An 18,975-nucleotide genomic window follows, 5' to 3' on the forward strand; every position below is an offset into this window, starting at 1 on the left:
CGGTCCAGAGGTGCCGGGGCTAGCTTGTTTCTGACGGTCCATCAGATACGGCGAGGGGACACCGGACATCATGGACACGGAACTGCCTCGGATCATCAGCGTCGACGACCACGTGATCGAACCCGCCCACCTCTTCGACGTGTGGCTGCCGGCCAAGTACCGCGACCGGGGACCGAAGGCGCTGACCGCGGGAATCGGCGATCTCGTCTACACCAGCGGCAAGTACGTGATCTCCATGGATCCCGACGGCCCCCCGACCGACTGGTGGATCTACGAGGACCTCAAGTTCCCGTACAAGCGCAACATCGCCGCCGTGGGCTTCGACCGCGACGACATGACCCTGGAGGGGATCACGCGGGAGGAGATGCGGCCGGGGTGCTGGGACCCCAAGGCCCGGCTCGCCGACATGGACCTCAACCACGTCGAGGCCTCCCTGTGCTTCCCCACCTTCCCCCGCTTCTGCGGCCAGACCTTCGCCGAGGCGCACGACAAGGAAGTGGCCCTCGCCTGCGTGCGCGCGTACAACGACTGGATGGTGGAGGAGTGGTGCGGCGACAGCGGCGGCCGGCTGATCCCGCTGTGCATCATCCCGCTCTGGGACGTCGACCTCGCGGTGACGGAGATCCGGCGCAACGCCGCGCGGGGCGTGCGCGCCGTGACCTTCTCCGAGATCCCGACCTACCTCGGCCTGCCGTCCATCCACTCCGGCTACTGGGACCCCTTCTTCGCCGTCTGCCAGGAGACCGGCACCGTCGTCAACATGCACATCGGGTCCTCCTCCCAGATGCCCGCCGCCTCCCCCGACGCCCCGCCCGCCGTCCAGGCCTCGCTCAGCTTCAACAACGCGATGGCCTCGATGATGGACTTCCTGTTCAGCGGGGTGCTGGTGAAGTTCCCGGCGCTCAAGCTCGCCTACAGCGAGGGCCAGATGGGATGGATCCCGTACGCCCTCGAACGCGCCGACGACGTGTGGCGCGAGCACCGCGCCTGGGGCGGGGTCCGCGACCTGATCCCCGAGCCGCCGTCCACGTACTACTACCGGCAGATGTTCTGCTGCTTCTTCCGCGACAAGCACGGGATCGCCTCGCTCGACGTCGTCGGACGCGACAACGCGACCTTCGAGACCGACTACCCGCACGTCGACTCGACCTTCCCGCACACCAAGGACGTCGCCCTCGACCACGTGAAGGGCCTCGACGACGAGACCGTCTACAAGCTGATGCGCGGCAACGCCATCCGCATGCTGGGCCTGGACCTGGACGAGTAGTGGACCTCACCTACACCGACGAGGAGCAGGAGTTCCGCGCCCGGCTGCGCGAGTGGCTCGCCAAGGAGCTGCCCGCCCTGCCCCCCAGGCCGTCCCCCGACGACTGGCCGGGCCGCCGCGCCTACGACGCGGGCTGGCAGCGGCGGCTGTACGAGGCCGGGTACGCAGGCCTGCACTGGCCCCTCGACGCCGGTGGGCGAGGCGCGACCCCCACCCAGCACCTGATCTTCCTGGAGGAGACGGAACGGGCGGGCGCCCCGTACGTCGGCGCGAACTTCGTCGGACTGCTGCACGCGGGGCCCACCATCGCCGCCGAGGGCACCGCCGCACAGCGGGCGCGCTGGCTGCCGCCGGTGCTGCGCGGCGACGAGATGTGGTGCCAGGGGTTCAGCGAGCCGGACGCCGGCTCCGACCTGGCGTCACTGCGGACCCGCGCGGTACGCGACGGCGACGACTACGTGGTCAGCGGCTCGAAGATCTGGACCTCGCACGCGGAGGTCGCCGACTGGTGCGAGCTGCTGGTGCGGACCGACCCCGGGGCGCCGAAGCACCGTGGCATCACCTGGCTGGCCATGCCGATGGACGCGCCCGGGATCACCGTACGGCCGCTGCGCACCCTCGCGGGGTCGGCCGAGTTCGCGGAGGTGTTCCTGGACGAGGTGCGGGTGCCGGTGGAGAACCGCGTGGGGGCGGAGAACGACGGCTGGCGGGTCACGATGGTGACGCTGTCCTTCGAGCGGGGCACCGCCTTCGTGGGGGAGGTGGTGGCGTGCCGCCGCACGCTCGCCCTGCTGGCCCGGGCCGCGAAGGAGAACGGGCGCTGGGACGATCCCGTCCTACGTCGCACCCTCGGACGGCTCCACGGGGAACTCGGCGCCCTCTGGAGGCTGACGCAGTGGAACGTCAGCGAATCACAGCGCTCGGGCGGCGTGCCCGGCACAGGTGGCAGCGTCTTCAAGCTGGCGTACTCCCACGCGCGGCAAGAGCTGTACGACGCCGCGGCGCAGGTGCTCGGCGCGGGCTCCCTCGCGCTGGACGAGGAGTGGGTCCTGGACCGGCTCTCGTCCCTGTCGTACACCATCGCCGCGGGCACCTCCCAGATCCAGCGGAACATCGTCGCCGAGCGCGTCCTCGGCCTGCCGAAGGGGCGGTGAGCGGCGTGGACTTCCAGCCGACCGGGGAACAGCGCGACCTGCGGGCGGGCGTACGGGACCTGCTGGCGGGGCGGTACGGGCGCGAGGCGCTGCGGGCGTCGGTGGAGGCGGGCGTCGCGGTGGACCGGCGGCTGTGGCGGGAGCTGGGCGGGGCCGGGTTCTTCGCGCTGCGCCTGCCGGAGGCGGACGGCGGGGTCGGGCTCGGGCTCCCGGAGGCGGTCCTGGTCTTCGAGGAGGCGGGCCGGGCCCTGCTGCCGGGGCCGCTGGTGGCCACGTTCCTGGCGGCCGGGGTGGTGCCGGGCGCCGCGGCCGGGACGGCGGTGGTGACGGCGTTCGACCTGGACGGCCCGCTGGTGGCCCACCTGGCGGAGGCCGACGCGGTCCTCGGGGCGCCCGCGCTGCCCGAGGGCGAGCCGGTGCGCTCGGTGGACCCGCTGACCCCGCTGCACCGGGTGGCCCGGCCGGGGCGGGCCGGTCCGTACCGTGACGAGGGCGCGCTGCTGACGGCCGCGCTCCAGCTCGGCAGCGCCCTGCGCACGCTGGAGCTGGCGGTGGCCCACGCCCGCCGGCGCGAGCAGTTCGGGCAGCCGATCGGGGCGTTCCAGGCGGTCAAGCACCTGTGCGCGGGCATGCTGGTGCGGGCGGAGGTGGCCCGTACGGCGGTGTACGCGGCGGCCTTGACGGGCGACGGCGCCGAGATCGCGGCCGCGAAACTGCTGGCCGACGAGGCGGCCGTGCAGGGGGCCCGGGACTGCCTCCAGGTGTACGGCGGGATGGGCTTCACCTGGGAGGCGGACGTCCACCTCCACCTCAAGCGGGCCTGGGTCCGCGCGGAGCAGTGGCGCACGGCGGCGCAGGCGGAGGAACTGCTGGCGGCGGACCTGCTGGGCGCCGACGGCTGAGGCCCCGTTCGGCAACGGAAGGAACGAGCCGGGACTCATGTCCGATTACACAGAGTTGATATCGGTTTGTGTCCTTGGGTTGCCCCCTTACCGACCGGAGTCGGGGGCGCGCTCCGGTACGCTCCCACGAATGCGAGCGGCCCCGCGGCGTGAGCGTCGCACAGTATGCACCAGGCCTACTCCTTCGCGCTGGAATATGCCCGAAGCGCTTGTTGTGGTGACTGTATGTCAACCATGCTGCTCCACAAGGGGGTCACTGGCCGTGACCCCGTTCCGTCGTGAGGCGAAGTGTCCGCCGGTTCGGATGGTGTGAGCGGTGCAGGTGCTTCAGGTTCAGCTTGAGGTAGGAGCGGACCCCGCCGAGGTCGGCCGGGCGCGCCGGTGGGCGCGCTCCCGGCTGGCGGGTTCCGGGATAGGGGAAGACGAGCCGCTCGCCGAGACGTTGATCCTGCTGATCTCGGAGCTGGTCACCAACGCGGTCGTGCACACCGGCTGTCCCGCCGTGCTGCGGATGCTGTTCGGGGGGCCCGGGGTGCGGGTGGAGGTCGCGGACGCCAGCGACCGGGCACCCGCCCGGCGGCGGGCCGCCGGCGACGACACCGGCGGGCGCGGCCTGGAGCTGGTCGACGGGCTCGCGGACCGCTGGGGCTGGCAGCGCGAGGGCGCGGGGAAGCGGATCTGGTGCGAGATCGACCGGGCGCGGGAAGCGGACGCCGGGCGCGGCGTGGACGCCCCGGAAAGGTCTGCCGAATTCTTTGCCCCGAACCGGGAACCCCGCGTGTACCTCTAACGAGGTGTTGACGGTTCGTCACCTGTTGATCACTCTTGTGTGGAGCGACTCGTCGCGAGGGGACGCCAAGGGTCCTGCCTTGACGAGTGCGGGTCGTGGGGTGGCGGCTGCCGTGCCGCGCTCGGGGCGTGCATGCGCGTACGCCGCCACCCAGTAGGTCGCGCCTTCCGGCACCCGGCATCCGGCACCCGGCGGTCAGAGGGCGGCGGTCAGAGGACGGCGACGGGAGCCACCGGCGTACCGGTGCCGCCGACGAAGGGTTCCGGCATCGCGGAGAGCCAGAACGCGTACCGGCCCTCTTGTGCACAGGCTGTGGACAACTTTTCGAGGTTCCAGTTCTGACCCTGGAGCATGCCCATCTCGACCAGGTCGAGCGCGTGTACCGGGAGCCACAGGTCCTCGATCTCCGGCGGGAAGATCTCGAAGGTCAGGGTGTCGTTGGCGACGGCCGCCACGTCCCGTGCGTGGAACCACTCGGGGGTGCGGACCGACAGGCCGGGCGAGGGGAACCCGTAGCCGTGCTTGTCGCCCGCGAGGTACACCTGGATCTGGCCCGTCCGGACCAGGACGACGTCACCGGCCCGGACCTCGACCCGGCCGAACTCCTGCGCCTCCGCGAGGTCCTCCGGCGTCACCGCGTGGTCGCCCGGCAGCCGGTCCAGGCCCTTGGCGCGGGCCACGTCCAGCAGGACGCCCCGGGAGACGACGGCGCCGGCCTTGTCGATGCCGCTGAACGCGGCGCGGGAGTGCGCGGTGATCGTGGAGGCCGGACGGCCGTTGTAGATCCGGCCCGAGTGCGAGACGTGCGTGAGGGCGTCCCAGTGCGTCCCGGCCTGGAGCCCCATCGTCACGGCGTCGTCGCTGCACGCCACCGTGCCGGGGCCGAACAGCTCCTGGTTGATCTGCACCATCGTGTGGAGCGGGTTGACCCGGCCGGGGATCAGGCCGGCCTGTACCCCGTCCTCCTTGAGGGGCAGGGCCAGCGGGATCCGCCGGCCCGTGCGGACCTCGGCGGCCGCGGCGCGCACCACGGCGTCGGTGATCAGGTTCAAGGTGCCCCTCTCGTCCTCGGCGCCCCACCGGCCCCAGTTGTTGACGCGCTCGGCGATGTCGTGGAACTCGGCCGGCAAGGTCATGGCCTCATCAACTCCCGGGGCTTGTGCTGTGGCGTCGGACTGCCCATAGAATCTAACGGTCCGTCAGAAACTGCGGAAAGGGGTCGGGCGTGGGGAACTTCCTGGCAGGCAAGGTCATCGCCGTCACCGGGGCGGGCCGGGGCATCGGACGGGCCGTGGCACTCGCCGCGGCCGCCCAAGGGGCCAAGGTCGTCGTCAACGACTACGGCGTGGGCATCGAGGGGGGCGAGCCCACCAGCGAGATCGCCGAATCCGTGGTCAAGGAGATCCTCACCGCCGGCGGCGAGGCCGTCGCCGTCGCCGACGACATCTCCACCATGGAAGGCGGACAGCGCATCGTCGACACCGCCCTGGCCCGCTACGGGCGCGTCGACGGAGTCGTCTGCGTCGCCGGCATCCTGCGCGAGCGGATGCTGTTCAACATGTCCGAGCAGGAGTGGGACCCCGTCGTCGCCATCCACCTCAAAGGCACCTTCACCGTCTTCCGGGCCGCCTCCGCCGTCATGCGCAAACAGGGCTCCGGCACCCTCATCGGCTTCACCAGCGGCAACCACCAGGGCTCGGTCGCCCAGGCCAACTACAGCGCCGCCAAGGGCGGGATCATCTCCCTCGTCCGCTCGGCGGCCCTTGGCCTGGCCAAGTACGGGGTCACCGCCAACGCCGTCGCCCCCGTCGCCCGGACCCGGATGTCCGCGGGCGTACCCATGGAGCTCAAGGAGATCGGCGAGCCCGAGGACGTCGCGGCGCTCGTCACCTACCTGCTCAGCGACCGCGCGAAGGCGGAAGGGATCACCGGCCAGGTGTACACCATCGCCGGACCGAAGATCGCCGTGTGGGCGCAGCCGCGCGAACTGCGCGCCGCGTACGCCGAGGGGTCCTGGACCCCCGAGAAGATCGCCGACTTCCTGCCGGGGACGGTGGGCACCGACCCGATGCCGATGCTCGCGCAGCTGGAGGCCATGGCCAAGGCGGCGGCCGCCAAGGACCGCCCCAACGCGTGAGGGGGAGCCCATGGACTTCGGCTTCGGGCCCGAGGACGAGGAACTGCGCGGCCGCGCCCGGTCGTGGCTGCGGGAGCACCTCGTCGGCACGTACGCGCACGCCCGCGGGCTCGGCGGGCCCGGCAGCGAACACGAGGGCGTCGAGGCGCGGCGCGCCTGGGAACGGGAGCTGGGCCGCGGCGGCTGGATCGGCCAGGGCTGGGAGGCCCCCGACGGCGCCTACGGGCAGCGCCGGCTCTCCCTGACCGGGCAGGTGGTGTGGGCGGAGGAGTACGCGGCGCTGCGCGCCCCAGGGCGGGTCGGCCACATCGGTGAGAACCTCCTGGCGCCCACCCTCGTCGCCCACGGGTCCCAGCGGCAGCGGGACCGCTACCTGCCCGGCATCGCCCGCGGCGAGGAGCTGTGGTGCCAGGGGTACAGCGAGCCGGGCGCCGGATCCGACCTCGCCGGGATCCGTACGGCGGCCGTCCGCGACCCGGCCGACGGGCGCCACCGGATCACCGGACAGAAGATCTGGACCTCCCTCGCCCGGGACGCCGACTGGTGCTTCGTCCTGGCCCGCACGGACCCCGGCTCCCGCCGCCACCGCGGCCTGACCTTCCTGCTGGTGCCGATGGACCAGCCGGGCCGCATCGAGGTCCGGCCCATCCGCCAGCTGACCGGCACCAGCGAGTTCAACGAGGTGTTCTTCGACGGGGCGGTGGCCGCCGAGGCCGTCGGCGGCGAAGGCGACGGCTGGACCGTCGCCATGGGCCTGCTCGCCCTGGAACGCGGCGTCTCCACCCTCGTCCAGCAGATCGGCTTCGCCGCCGAACTGGAACGGGTCCTGGCCGCCCACGCCGCCTCGGGCGCCGACGACCCCGTACTGCGCGAGCGACTGGTGCGCCAGTGGGCCGAGCTGCGCACCATGCGCTGGAACGCCCTGCGCACCCTGGGCGGCAGCGGCGACCAGGGCGCGCCGAGCGTCGCGAAGCTGCTGTGGGGCGGCTGGCACCGGCGGCTCGGCGAGCTGGCGGTTGCGGTGCGCGGCGCGGAGGCCACCGCCGGACCTGCCGACTGGGGCCGGGAGAGCCCGTACGAGAACGGGCTCGACGAGGAGCAGCGCCTGTTCCTGTTCAGCCGGGCCGACACCATCTACGGCGGTTCGGACGAGATCCAGCGGAACATCATCGCCGAGCGCGTGCTCGGCCTGCCCAGAGAGACGCGGTGACGACATGCGAGGCGTCGTGTTCGACGGCAAGCAGGCCCAGGTGGTCGACGATCTGGAGATCCGCGACCCGGGAGCGGGGGAGGTGCTGGTCGCGATATCGGCGGCCGGACTGTGCCACAGCGACCTCTCGGTGATCGACGGGACCATTCCCTTCCCCCCGCCGGTGGTGCTGGGGCACGAGGGGGCCGGGGTGGTCGAGGCCGTCGGCCCCGGCGTCACCCACGTGGAGGCCGGTGACCACGTCTCGCTGTCCACCCTCGCCAGCTGCGGGGCGTGCGCGGACTGCGACCGGGGCCGGCCCACGATGTGCCGCAAGGCCATCGGAATGCCCGGGCAGCCCTTCTCCCGCGGCGGAACGCCCCTGTTCCAGTTCGCCTCCAACTCGGCGTTCGCGGAGCGGACGATCGTCAAGGCGGTCCAGGCCGTGAGGATCCCCGAGGACATCCCGGCGACGTCGGCCGCGCTGATCGGGTGCGGGGTCCTGACCGGGGTGGGCGCGGTACTGAACCGGGCGCGGGTGGACCACGGCGAGTCGGTGGTCGTCATCGGCGCCGGCGGCATCGGGCTGAACGTGCTCCAGGGCGCCAGGATCGCGGGGGCCGCCACCATCGTCGCGGTGGACGCCAACCCGGCGAAGGAGGCGGTGGCGCGGCAGTTCGGAGCCACCCACTTCATCGACGCCTCCGCCGCCGGGGACACCTCGGCGGCCGTCCGCGAGATCCTGCCGACCGGCGCCGACCACGCCTTCGAGTGCGTGGGTCACGTACGGCTGATCCGGCAGGCGATCGACCTCCTCGACCGGCACGGGCAGGCCGTGCTGCTGGGCGTGCCGGGCTTCAAGGAGGAGGCCTCCTTCCAGGTGTCTTCCCTGTACCTGGACAAGACGATCATGGGGTGCCGCTACGGGTCCTCCCGGCCCCAGCGCGACATCGCGCTGTACGCCGAGCTGTACCGGCAGGGGAAGCTGCTGCTGGACGAGCTGGTGACGGAGGTCTACCCGGTGGAGGACTTCGCGAAGGCGGTGGACGACGCGCGGCACGGGCGCGTGGCGCGCGGGGTGCTGACCTTCTGAACGCGGCGGCCCCGGGTCCCGTGTGCGGGGGCCCCGGGGCCGGTGGGCAGTTCAAGGGGCCTTCACGGACTCGTGGAGCTCATGGAGCGCGTGGAGCTCACGGCGTGAAGCGGCCGAACCTGCCCTGGTGGAACAGGAGCGGGTCGCCTTCGCCGGCCGCGCCCAGCGCCTCGACGCGGCCGACCACGATGAGGTGGTCCCCGCCCGTGTGGACGGCGTGGATCCGGCAGTCGATCCAGGCGGGTACGGCGTCCAGCTGCGGTGAGCCGGTCGCGGGGGACGGGCGGTGGGCGACGCCGGCGAACTTGTCGGCGCCGCTGACCGCGAACGACCGGCACAGCGGCCCCTGTTCGGCGCCCAGGATGTTGACGCAGAACACCCCCGCCCGGGCGATCCGGGGCCAGGTGGCCGACGTACGGGCCACCATGAACGTGACCAGCGGCGGATCCAGGGACAGCGAGGCGAAGGACTGGCAGGCGAAGCCGGCCGGACCGTCCGCGCCGTCGACGGCCGGGGCGGTGATGACGGTGACCCCGCTGGCGAAGTTGCCGAGGACGGCCCGGAACTCGGCGGGGGCGACCGGGGCCCGCTCGTCCTCCCGGACGGCCCGCAGGTCGGGGCGCGGCAGGGCGCCGTCCGGCAGCGGATCCGGCTCCGGCGCGGCGGAGGTGGGGGAGCCTGCTGACCTGAGGTATCGGACGACGGTGGCCGCCATCCCTGCGTGTCCCATCACACCACCGATTGAAGCTGACGATACGTCAGATTGGAAGGTGCCGGACCGGCTCGGACAGGGGACCCGAGGCCTTCGGCCGTTCCCCCGGACGGGTGAATCCCCCGGCCCGCCGGGGCCGTGCACCGGACAGCCCCGTGCGGGCTCGGCATGGTGGCGGGGGACCGGCGTGCCGCCGTACGCCGAACGACCCCAGACCCCGGGAGAGAACCCATGCTCGGCACCGATTTCCGTACCGGCTCACCCAACTGGCTCGACCTCGGCAGCCCCGACATCGACGACGCCGCCGCCTTCTACAGCGGCGTCTTCGGCTGGAACTTCGTCTCCGCCGGGCCCGACACCGGCGGGTACGGCTTCTTCCAGCGGGGCGGCAAGACCGTCGCCGCGATCGGGCCGCTCACCGAGGAGGGTGCGAGGTCCGCCTGGATGGTGCACTTCATGAGCCCGGACATCCAGGCCACCACCTCGGCCGTCAAGGACGGCGGCGGCAGCGTACGGATGGAACCGATGGACGTGATGGGCGAGGGGTGGCTCGCGCAGTTCACCGACCCGCAGGGCGCCCAGTTCGCCTCCTGGCAGCCCGGGAAGACCTCCGGCCTCGGGGTGGCCTCGGACGAGAACTCGCTGATCTGGGTGGAGCTGCACGCACCGGACCCGGACGCGGCCGTCTCCTTCTACAACGGGGTGTTCGGCTGGCGCAGCGAGGAGATGCAGGCGCCCGGGATGACGTACCGGGTGCTGAGCACCAAGGACGGAGACCAGCGCGAGGCGTCCTTCGGCGGGGTCGCACCGATGGGTGAGGGTGCCGGGGGCGGCGGGGTCGGGCCGAGCTGGGTGCCGTACTTCCACGTGAGCGACGTGGACGCCACCGTGAGCACCGCGCAGGGCAAGGGCGGCTCGGTGCTGATGCCGGCGGCGGACGTGCCGGACGTCGGCCGGATCGCGTGGGTGGCGGACCCGTTCGGGGCGCCGTTCGCCCTGCTGAAGCCGAACCCGCAGATGTAGGGCCGCGGGCCGCCCCGGGTCAACGCCCGAGGTACTTGGGGGTGCGGCGCTCCACGAAGCTGGTCACGCCCTCGTTGGCATCGGCGGTGGTCATGTTGATCTCCTGGGCGGCGGCCTCGGCGGCCAGGGCGGCCGCCCGGTCCCCGTCGAGGGATGCGTTGACCAGCTGCTTCGTCAGGGCCAGGGCCCGCGTCGGGCCCTGGGCCAGGCGCTCCGCCCACGCGCGGGCGGTCGCCTCCAGGGCGTCGGCCGGGACGACGGTGTTGACCAGCCCGAGGCGTTCGGCCTCGACGGCGGGGACGGCGTCGCCGAAGAACAGCAGCTCCTTGGCCTTCTGCGGGCCGAGGAGGCGGGGCAGGAGGTACGCGCCGCCGCCGTCGGGGACCAGGCCGCGGCGGACGAACACCTCGATGAAACGGGCCGGTTCGGCGGCGATGACGAGGTCGCAGGCGAGGGCGAGGTGGGCGCCGATGCCGGCGGCCGTGCCGTTGACGGCGGCGATGACGGGCTTCTCGCAGTCGAGGACCGCCGTGATCAGGCGCTGGGCGCCGAGGCGGATCATGCGGGCGACGTCCCCGGCGACGCGGTCGCCTGCGGCGGGGCCGTCGGCGGCGGGGCCGCCGCGGAGGTCGGCGCCGGCGCAGAAGCCCTTGCCGGTGGCGGTGAGCACGACGGCGCGGGTGGCGGGGTCGGCTGAGGCGTCGGCGAGGAGCGCGATGACGCGTTCGCGGTTTTCCCAGGTGAGGGCGTTCATCGCCGCGGGGCGGTTGAGGGTGATCCAGGAGATGGCGCCGGTCTCGATGCGGTGCAGTACTTCGTCGCCGGGGGCTGCGCTGGTCATGTGAACTCCCGTTCGGGGGATGGCGGGTGGTGTGGGTGGCCGTGGTGGCCGTGGTGGCCGGATCCGGCGCGGGGCGGGTGGGGTGCCGGTGCGGGCCGGGTGCGGGTGCGCGTGGGGTGCGGGTGCCGCTGCGCGGAGCGGTCTCCCCGCCCCGCCCTTCCTCCGTTCCCCGGGGCTCCGCCCCGGACCCCGATACGTGCGCTCCGCGCCCGTGCGCTCAATCGCCGCGCGGGCTGGGTGGTGTGCCCGATCGCTGCGCGGGCTGGGTGATTGCCCGGAGGGCAATGCCGGCCTCGCCGGCGTTTGAGGCGCGGGTCCGGGGCGGAGCCCCGTACCAGCCCGCGCGGCGGTTGGGCGCACGGGCCCGGCCCGGGGCCGGAAGGGCCAGCCCGCGCGGCGATTGGGTGCACAGGCACACCACCCGGCCCGCGCAGGCGATCGGGCGCACGGGTCCGGTCCGGGGGCGAGTCCGGCCGCGTGGTGGCGGCACATCGGGGTCGGCGACGGCCGGGCCGCGGGGTGGGCACCGGGGAGCCGGCGCAGCGTCAGCGGCAGAGGGCCAGGGCGTCCAGCGCCACCGCGCCCTGGCCGCGGGGGAGGACCATCAGGGGGTTGATGTCCAACTCGGAGAGGGCGTCGCCCAGTTCGAGCGCCATGCGCTGGACCCGGAGGACGACCTCCACCAGCGCGTCCACGTCCGCCGGAGGGGCGCCCCGTATGCCCTCCAGCAGCGCGTGCCCGCGCAGTTCCGTCAGCATCGCGCGGGCCTGGTCCTCCCCGAACGGCGGCACCCGTACCGCCGCGTCGCGCAGGACCTCCACCAGGACTCCGCCGAGTCCCACCGTCACCGTCGGGCCGAAGAGGTCGTCCTGGGTGACGCCGACGACCATCTCCACGCCCCGCTCGACCATCTGGCAGACGAGGATGCCGTCCAGCGGGACGTTCTCGTACCGGGCGATGTCCGTGAGCTCCCGGTAGGCGTCGCGGATCTGGCTCGCCGAGGTCAGGCCGATCTTGACCAGGCCCAGTTCCGTCTTGTGCCCCAGCTGCGGCCCCGAGGCCTTCATGACGACCGGGTAGCCGACCAGCCCCGCCGCCCGCACCGCCGCCGCCGCGCTGGTCACCAGCTGCTCGCGCGGGACCCGTATCCCGTAGGCCCGCAACAGCTGCTTCGCCGCGTGCTCGCTGAGCTGCTGGCCCGGTCGCATCAGGGCCTGCGCCTTGCGGTAGGAGGGGGACGGCGTGCGCGGGGCGTCCTCGAAGGGCGAGCGGTAGGACGCGGTGAAGCGGTGGTGGCCCAGGTAGGCCCGTACGGCGGTGATGCAGTTGCCGAAGGTGCGGAAGGTGGCCACGCGGGAGGAGCCGAGCAGCGTGGTGCGGTAGGCCTCCTCCGTGCCGACGGGTGAGCCCCAGATCACACAGATCAGCTTGTCCGTCCGCTCGGCGGCGTCCACCAGGTCCTGCGCCAGCTTGTCGCTCATGGGCGGGAACGGCCCGGTGATCGGGCAGATGAGGACGCCTACGGACGGATCCGCCAGGATCGCTTCGAGGATCTTGGGCCCGCGCCAGTCGCCGACGGGATGGCCGCCGTTGTCGACGGGGTTCGCGACGTTCAGGTATTGCGGTATCCACTGGTGCAGCTCGGCCTGCTTGGCCTCGGAGAGGGTGGGCAGCGTCAGGCCCGCCTCCGTCGCCAGGTCGGAGAAGTGGGCGCCGGTGCCGCCGGAGATGGAGTACACGACGACGCCGTCGGCCAGGGGCCTGCGCGCGCGGGCCAGCAGGGCGGCCGTGTCCTGGAGTTCGTCCAGGCCGTCGACCCGGATCACCCCGAACTGCCGCATGGCCGCGTCCACGACGGCGTCGGCGCCCGTCAGCTTGCCCGTGTGGGAGGCCGCCATGCGGGCGCCGGTCTCGGTGCGCCCGACCTTGACGGCGACGACGGGCACCCCCGCCCGCGCGGCCCGGTCGGCGGCGAGCAGGAAGGCGCGGCCGTCCTTGAGCCCCTCGACGTAGCAGGCGATGGCCCCGACCTCGGGCCGCTGGGCGAAGTAGGAGATGAAGTCGGCGGTCTCCAGATCGGCCTCGTTGCCCGTGGGGGCCCAGTGGGAGAGCCGGATCCCGAGTTCCTGGAGGGTGTAGAGGGGCCGCCCCTGGTGGCCGGACTGGGTGATCAGCGCGATGGCCGGGCCGTCCAGGTCGTCGCGGAACGCCTCGAAGGCGTTGAGGTTGGTGTTGGGGCCGAGCAGGCGCAGGCCCGACCGGCGGACGGCGGCGGAGAGCCGGGCCTGGGCGGCCGCTCCCGCGTCGCCGGTCTCCGCGAAGCCGGAGGCGAAGGCGACCGCGAACCTGACCTTGGCTTCGGCCAGTTCCTCGATCACCGGGAGCGGGTCGGCCACCAGCAGGACCGCGAGGTCCACCTGTTCGGGCAGCTCGGCCACGGAGGCGTGGCAGGGCAGTCCGAAGACGGTGGCGCGGGTCGGGTGCACGGGGTGGATCCGGGCCCCGACGCGTTCCGCCCAGGCGATGAGCTGGCGGGTGATGCCGGTGTTCGGTCTGCCCTCGGCGTCGGAGGCGCCGATGACGGCGACGGCCTCGGGCCGGAAGAACCGGTCCAGGTCGGGCACGTCGGAGCGCAGCGGTCGTCCGCTGACGTCCAGGGCGGCGGCGTCCTCGGCGGTCGGTGCCGCCGTGGAGTGGACGGCCGCCCGGGGGGTTTCGCCGCAGGCCTCGACCCGTGCGCGGAAGTCGGTGGTGAGGGTGCCGTGAGTAGATCCAAGCATCGTTCCGCCCGCTCCTGCTCGATGAACTCCATGAGTCACGCTAGCTGACGCACAGTCAGATTACTGAACTGACACGCCGTCAGGAACAGGGTTGCGCAGGAAAGATGGTGGAGGTGGTGTGTGGAACGGTCCCAGACCCCCGGGGCGGGGGTCCAGGGAGGATTCAGCCGACCCTGCGGCGCCCGCGTACGGCGCCGCCCCGGCGGGCCACGGCCTTGGCGATCCTCTCCGCGTCCAGGGCCAGTTCGCGCAGCATCCCGCTGATGGGGTTGGTGAAACCGGTGAAGTGGAGACCCGGGGCCTGCGCGGCGGTGCGGGCGCCGTGCGCGAGGGGGCGGCCGCGCTCGTCCAGTACGCCGAGGTGGCCGACCAGGCCTTCCAGTGCGCGCCGGTAGCCGGTGGCCGCGATCACCACGTCCGGGGCGATCCGGCTGCCGTCCGCCAGCACCACCGCGTCCCCGTCGAACGCGGCCACGGCGGCGACCGGCTCGACCGCCCCGCGGCGCACCGCGTCGATCAGCCCGACGTCCTGGACCGGGATGGCGCCCTCCTTGACCCTGCTGTACAGGCCGGTGGCGGGGCGCGGGAGCCCGTACGCCGACAGGTCCGGGACGGACGCCTTGGCGACGAGCGCGCCGAGCCGGTCCACGAGCCGTACCGGCAGCCGGCGCACCAGGATCCCGGTGCGCTGCGCCGGCCAGCCGGCGGTGGAGCGGCGCACGATGTGCGGGGCGGTGCGGACGGCGAGCCGCACCCGCGCGGCCCCGCCCTCGGCCAGGTCGACGGCGATCTCCGCGCCGGTGTTGCCGACGCCGACGACGAGCACGTCCCGGCCGGCGTACGGGGTGGGGTCGCGGTACTCGGCGGCGTGCAGCAGCCGCCCCCCGTAGCCGTCCCGGCCGGGCCAGTCGGGGAGCGCCGGGGTGTGGTTGAAGCCGGTGGCGACGACGACGGCCCCGGCGGCCAGCACGCGTCCGCCACTGGCGTGCAGGGTCCAGCCGCCGGCCTCGCCGTCGGCGTCGGTGGCCCGCTCGATCCGGGTCACCTCCACGCCGGTGACCAGTTCCAGCTCGTGGAACTCGGCGTACTTCTCCAGGTACCGCACGACGTTCTCCCGCGCGACCCACCGTCCGAAGCGGCGCGGCATGGGCAGGCCCGGCAGGCCGGAGAGGCGCCTGGTGGTGTGCAGGTGGAGCCGGTCGTAGTGGGAGCGCCAGGAGGCGCCGACCGCGTCGGACTTCTCGACCACCACGGCACGGACCCCGCGTGCGCGCAGCGCGGCGGCGACGGCGAGGCCGCCGGGACCGGCGCCGATCACGTACACCGGGCGGGGCTGGGTGGTCAGGTCGGGGACTGTGGGGTCTGCGGGCATGAGGTGTGATCGTATCGACACAGAGAGTTGATGGGTCTCGGACAAGGAGGGAATCGATTGCGGATCGGTCACGGGCCTGCTCCGGGGGCCTTGCGGGACGGGCCCCGATCGGGTCAACTGACGTACCGTCAGATTGTGGAGGATGGGGGCTGCCGATGCAGACCGTCTGGCTCAGTGGGGCCGAATGGATAGCCGTGCTCCGGATAGGCCTCGGCCTGTGGTGGCTGGAGAGCTGGCGGCACAAGGACAAGAAGGGCTGGTTCGAGCGCGGAACCGGCATCGCGTGGGCCGCCGACGTGGCCGGCAAACACCGCTGGACGTTCGTGAAGGGCGGCTTCGACCGGGTCGTCCGGCCGCGCCCCGAGCTCATGGCGTACGTGGTGGTGTACGCGGAACTCGCGCTCGGGCTCGGCCTGGTGCTCGGGCTGCTGACCCCCGTGGCGCTGGTCGGCGGGCTGCTGCTCAACCTGCTGTACCTGGTGCTGATGATCCACGACTGGGCCGAGCAGGGGCAGAACGCCATGATGGCGCTGATCTCGCTGGTCGCGCTCTTCGCCATGGGCTGGCAGGTCTGGTCCCTCGACGCGGCGACGGGACTCTTCCTGTGAGCCCGCGACACGACGTGCCCGAGGTCGACGACTTCACCCGCCCCTACTGGAACGCGGCCGCCGGGGGCCGGCTCCTGCTGCGGCGCTGCGCGGACTGCGGCCGGGCGCACCACTACCCGCGGGAGTTCTGCCCGTTCTGCTGGGCGGGCGAGGACCGGGTGCGGTGGGAGGAGGCCGAGGGGTCGGCCGTCCTCTACACCTGGTCGGTGATCCACCGGAACGACCTGCCGCCCTTCGGGGAGCGGGTGCCGTACGTGGCGGCGGTGGTGGACCTGGCGGAGGGGCCGCGGATGATGACGGAACTCGTGGACTGCGCGGCGGCGGACCTGGTCGTCGGGATGCCGCTGCGGGTCGCGTTCCGCGAGAGCGGGCCGGGCGCGGCCGTGCCCGTCTTCCGGCCGGCCGGGGGGTGAGCGCGGCAGACCGGGGGGTGAGCGCGGTCGGCCAAGCGGGCGGGTGAGCGCGGTCGGCCAACCGGGCGGCGGAGCACGGGCGTTGGCGGGGTGTGACGCCGTGTCCGTCGTATGTCACAGCCCCGCACCGGTCCGGCGGAACGGCTGCGTCCCCGGCCCTGATCCGGTGATCCTGGGGTGTCGCCAGAAAGGTCCGTACCACCTCACCCTCACCCCTCGGAGCAGCCGGTGTCCGCGTCCTCGCAGGAGATCCCCCTCACGATCACCCCCGAGCAGGCCGCCTACGGCGTGATCCTGCCGGTGTCACTGCCCACCGGCGAGACGCGCTTGCGGATCCCGGCGGGTGTCCGGGACGGTGAACTCGTACGGGTACGCGTGGGCGGGACCGAGGTGCTGCTGCGGATACGGGTCGCGGGCGGGGCGGCGGCGGGGGCCGCGGCGGGGGCCGGTCCGGCGGCTGCCCAGGGGCAGCCGACCGTCGCGAGCAGCGCCGTGCCCGGGCAGCCGGCCAAGTCGTCGTCCGGTGTCGGCGGCTGCCTGGCGGTGCTCGGCGTCCTCGCGGTCGTCATCATCGGGGCGATCGCGGTGAACAGCGGTGGCGACGACGACGGAAAGCCCACCGCCTCCTCCTCGCCCGGCTCGACGTACAGCCCGACGCCCGGTCCGACGTACAGCTCCTATTCGCCCGAGCCGCTGCCGACCCGCACCTCCTACACCTCCGGCTCGGACAGCAGCTCGGCCCCCGCGTACCCGTACCCCACATCCGCCCCCACCACGGCGGATCCGAGCCCGTTCGACACGGGTACCTGCCTCAACGGGCAGCTGCCGGACTCGACGACCGCGCAGCGCGTCAACGACGTGGAGGAGGTCTCCTGCTCGGCGTCGGACGCGCACTACAAGGTGATCCAGCGCTTCGGGTTCACCTCGGACCTGCACCGCTGCGACGACACCCCGCGCACGGAGTACGCGTTCTCGTACCGCTACACCCTCAACGGAACGCCGATCAACCAGTACGTGTACTGCCTGATCGGCCTGGGTTCGTACTCCCGGAGCTGACGCGCGGGCCCCACGGCCGGCCGCCTCACGGCCACAGCAGGGTGCGCGTCCACCTCCCGGCGGGGTCGCGCCGGTAGTGCAGGCGGGTGTGGCGGCGGGCGGGGTCGCCCTGGAAGAACTCGACCTCCGCAGCGTCCAGCACGTACCGGGTCCAGGTCGGCGCCGCCGCCTGCGGGTCGGCCCCCGCGCGGGCCCAGGCCGCCGCGGAGGCCTCGGCGAGTTCGGTCAGGGAGCCCAGCACCTCGCTCTGGCGGCCGGTCAGGGCGGCCGCCAGCGCCCCGCGCGAACGCACCGCCAGGTCCTCACGGCTCTCCCGCGCCCCGCACGCCGTGACCGGCCCCCGGATCCGGATCTGCCGTGCGACGGCGGGCCAGTAGAAGCCGAGCGCCGCCTGCGGGTGGCCGGCCAGCTGGCGCCCCTTCGCGCTGGTGGAGTGCGAGGCGAAGTGCCAGCCGCGCGCGTCGGCGTCGTGCAGCATGAGGGTGCGTACGTCGGGTCGCCCCTCGGCGTCGACCGTCGCCAGGCTCATCGTGTGCGGCTCGGGCTGCCCGGCGCGGGCGGCGTGGACGAACCACTCGCGGAACAGCGGCAGCGGCTCGGCCGGTGCGGCCTCGGGGTCGAAGGAGGGCAGCGGGGTGTCCCAGACCCGCAGGGAGTGCAGGGTCTTGCGGAAGTCGTCGCCGCTCGTCTCGCTGGTCATACGGCCCATCGAACACCATGGGGGCCGGGCGGTCGGAAAGTGCCTCCGGCACGCCCCGTGCGTCCATATGATGTGCCCTCATCAAACCACTCAGGGCTGGGGGTACCGATGGGCATACCGGCGGACGGCGCGGACGGCAGCAGACGCGCGGGGCGTACGGGGACGGTTCTCAGGCGGACGCTGGCGGCGCTGCTGCTGGCGGGGGCGGCCGTTGCGTGCGGGCCCGACACGGGGAGCGGTGCGGCCGCCTCCCTGGCACCGGCCACACCGTCGGCGGTCGTCTCGGCCTCGGCCTCGCCGTCGCCCTCGGCCTCGTCCTCCCCGCTGCCCGGCCCGTCGGCGTCGGGGTCGGCGCCCGAGGCCGTGCGGACGCCGTCGGCGGAACCGACGACGAGCGCACCCGCCCCGACGACGAAGGCCCCGGCGCCGACGCGGGCCGCGACCGTAGAGCCGACGCAGGAGCCGACGCAGGCGGAGGAGGCCGCCTGCGAGATCGTCTCCGACGCCGGCAACTGCTACAAGGCGGGCCAGTTCTGCCGCAAGGCCGACGTCGGCCGCGAGACGCACGCCGCGAACGGCCGCCTGATCCACTGCCGCTCGGAGGGCAGCCGGGCCCGCTGGAACTACTGACCCACCGCCCCACCGGAGGCACCGGCACTCCGGCGCCACCGACCGGCGGGAGGCGCTGACCCGCGCCCCGCCGAGCCCCCGGAGGCACCGGCCCGCCGGGGGTACCGGCCGGCCGGGCTGGGGGCCGCCGGAGGCACCGGCCCGGCCGGGGTGCTGGCGCGCCGGGCGGTTGAGCAGTGGGAGGCGCTGGCCTGCCGGGGCTGCTGAGCCTCGGGGGTACCGGCCGCGTCGGGGCTGCCCGGCTGCTGGGGCGCCGGCCGCCGGAGGTACAGGCCCGGCGGGGGAACCGGCCCCGCCGGCCCGCCGAG

General features: G+C 73.5%; 18 protein-coding genes. 12 read left to right on the plus strand and 6 right to left on the minus strand.

What is annotated here, in order from left to right; translation table 11 throughout:
* The first annotated feature begins 70 nt into the window (after positions 1 to 70).
* From IE207_RS05280 to IE207_RS05295, 4 genes are all read left to right on the plus strand, one after another.
* On the plus strand, positions 71 to 1,267 hold the full coding sequence (locus IE207_RS05280) for an amidohydrolase family protein (protein WP_190182874.1): 1,197 nt from the start codon (positions 71 to 73) through the stop codon (positions 1,265 to 1,267).
* Positions 1,267 to 2,421: an acyl-CoA dehydrogenase gene (locus tag IE207_RS05285; RefSeq protein WP_190182875.1), complete on the plus strand. Its 1,155-nt coding sequence runs from the start codon at positions 1,267 to 1,269 to the stop codon at positions 2,419 to 2,421. Before IE207_RS05280 ends, IE207_RS05285 begins: the two co-directional genes overlap by 1 nt.
* A 5-nt stretch (positions 2,422 to 2,426) precedes the next feature.
* Entirely contained in the window at positions 2,427 to 3,323 is an 897-nt protein-coding gene (locus IE207_RS05290) for an acyl-CoA dehydrogenase family protein (protein ID WP_190182876.1), read from the plus strand.
* Positions 3,324 to 3,639: 316 nt separating this feature from the next.
* Entirely contained in the window at positions 3,640 to 4,113 is a 474-nt protein-coding gene (locus IE207_RS05295; protein WP_190182877.1) for an ATP-binding protein, read from the plus strand.
* A gap of 209 nt (positions 4,114 to 4,322) precedes the next feature.
* Here the strand turns inward: IE207_RS05295 and IE207_RS05300 are convergent, their stop codons facing one another.
* Complete coding sequence (locus IE207_RS05300) at positions 4,323 to 5,249, minus strand: cyclase family protein (protein ID WP_190182878.1); 927 nt, start codon at positions 5,247 to 5,249, stop codon at positions 4,323 to 4,325.
* Positions 5,250 to 5,338: 89 nt separating this feature from the next.
* Between IE207_RS05300 and IE207_RS05305 the strand changes: the two genes are divergently transcribed.
* From IE207_RS05305 to IE207_RS05315, 3 genes are read left to right on the plus strand one after another with little or no spacing between them, the layout of a single operon-like run.
* A complete protein-coding gene (locus tag IE207_RS05305; protein ID WP_190182879.1) occupies positions 5,339 to 6,250 on the plus strand; it encodes an SDR family oxidoreductase in 912 nt (303 codons plus the stop codon).
* Between the two features lie 10 nt (positions 6,251 to 6,260).
* The gene (locus IE207_RS05310; RefSeq protein WP_190182880.1) at positions 6,261 to 7,460 is read left to right on the plus strand and encodes an acyl-CoA dehydrogenase family protein; all 1,200 of its coding nucleotides are present in this window, start codon (positions 6,261 to 6,263) and stop codon (positions 7,458 to 7,460) included.
* Positions 7,461 to 7,464: 4 nt separating this feature from the next.
* On the plus strand, positions 7,465 to 8,532 hold the full coding sequence (locus IE207_RS05315; RefSeq protein WP_190182881.1) for a Zn-dependent alcohol dehydrogenase: 1,068 nt from the start codon (positions 7,465 to 7,467) through the stop codon (positions 8,530 to 8,532).
* A gap of 97 nt (positions 8,533 to 8,629) precedes the next feature.
* Here IE207_RS05315 and IE207_RS05320 read toward each other — a convergent pair whose 3' ends face one another.
* Entirely contained in the window at positions 8,630 to 9,247 is a 618-nt protein-coding gene (locus IE207_RS05320) for a flavin reductase family protein (RefSeq protein ID WP_190183580.1), read from the minus strand.
* A 228-nt stretch (positions 9,248 to 9,475) separates the two neighbouring features.
* On the opposite strand from IE207_RS05320, the gene IE207_RS05325 reads away from it, so the two are divergent.
* A complete protein-coding gene (locus IE207_RS05325) occupies positions 9,476 to 10,267 on the plus strand; it encodes a VOC family protein (protein ID WP_190182882.1) in 792 nt (263 codons plus the stop codon).
* Between the two features lie 19 nt (positions 10,268 to 10,286).
* On the opposite strand, the gene IE207_RS05330 is transcribed toward IE207_RS05325, so the two are convergent.
* The 3 genes from IE207_RS05330 to IE207_RS05340 all read right to left on the minus strand — a co-directional run bounded on the left by IE207_RS05330 (position 10,287) and on the right by IE207_RS05340 (position 15,260).
* On the minus strand, positions 10,287 to 11,108 hold the full coding sequence (locus IE207_RS05330; RefSeq protein ID WP_190182883.1) for an enoyl-CoA hydratase/isomerase family protein: 822 nt from the start codon (positions 11,106 to 11,108) through the stop codon (positions 10,287 to 10,289).
* 545 nt (positions 11,109 to 11,653) lie between these two features.
* Positions 11,654 to 13,888, minus strand: coding sequence for an acetate--CoA ligase family protein (locus IE207_RS05335; RefSeq protein ID WP_190182884.1), 2,235 nt, complete (start codon positions 13,886 to 13,888; stop codon positions 11,654 to 11,656).
* A 163-nt stretch (positions 13,889 to 14,051) separates the two neighbouring features.
* Positions 14,052 to 15,260, minus strand: coding sequence for a flavin-containing monooxygenase (locus IE207_RS05340; RefSeq protein ID WP_190182885.1), 1,209 nt, complete (start codon positions 15,258 to 15,260; stop codon positions 14,052 to 14,054).
* Between the two features lie 155 nt (positions 15,261 to 15,415).
* On the opposite strand from IE207_RS05340, the gene IE207_RS05345 reads away from it, so the two are divergent.
* From IE207_RS05345 to IE207_RS05355, 3 genes are all read left to right on the plus strand, one after another.
* A complete protein-coding gene (locus IE207_RS05345) occupies positions 15,416 to 15,868 on the plus strand; it encodes a DoxX family membrane protein (protein WP_190182886.1) in 453 nt (150 codons plus the stop codon).
* Positions 15,865 to 16,281 carry a Zn-ribbon domain-containing OB-fold protein gene (locus IE207_RS05350; RefSeq protein WP_190182887.1) on the plus strand — a complete coding sequence of 139 codons (417 nt, stop codon included), beginning with the start codon at positions 15,865 to 15,867 and terminating at the stop codon, positions 16,279 to 16,281. Before IE207_RS05345 ends, IE207_RS05350 begins: the two co-directional genes overlap by 4 nt.
* A gap of 228 nt (positions 16,282 to 16,509) precedes the next feature.
* Positions 16,510 to 17,337, plus strand: a complete 828-nt coding sequence (locus IE207_RS05355) for an LppU/SCO3897 family protein (RefSeq protein WP_190182888.1) — start codon at positions 16,510 to 16,512, stop codon at positions 17,335 to 17,337.
* 25 nt (positions 17,338 to 17,362) lie between these two features.
* Here IE207_RS05355 and IE207_RS05360 read toward each other — a convergent pair whose 3' ends face one another.
* Complete coding sequence (locus IE207_RS05360) at positions 17,363 to 18,037, minus strand: pyridoxine/pyridoxamine 5'-phosphate oxidase (RefSeq protein WP_229873379.1); 675 nt, start codon at positions 18,035 to 18,037, stop codon at positions 17,363 to 17,365.
* A gap of 108 nt (positions 18,038 to 18,145) precedes the next feature.
* On the opposite strand from IE207_RS05360, the gene IE207_RS05365 reads away from it, so the two are divergent.
* Positions 18,146 to 18,667, plus strand: a complete 522-nt coding sequence (locus IE207_RS05365) for a hypothetical protein (protein WP_190182890.1) — start codon at positions 18,146 to 18,148, stop codon at positions 18,665 to 18,667.
* Positions 18,668 to 18,975: the final 308 nt, after the last annotated feature.

Origin of the sequence: Streptomyces cirratus (assembly GCF_014650775.1) — a bacterium.
Lineage (GTDB): Bacteria > Actinomycetota > Actinomycetes > Streptomycetales > Streptomycetaceae > Streptomyces > Streptomyces cirratus.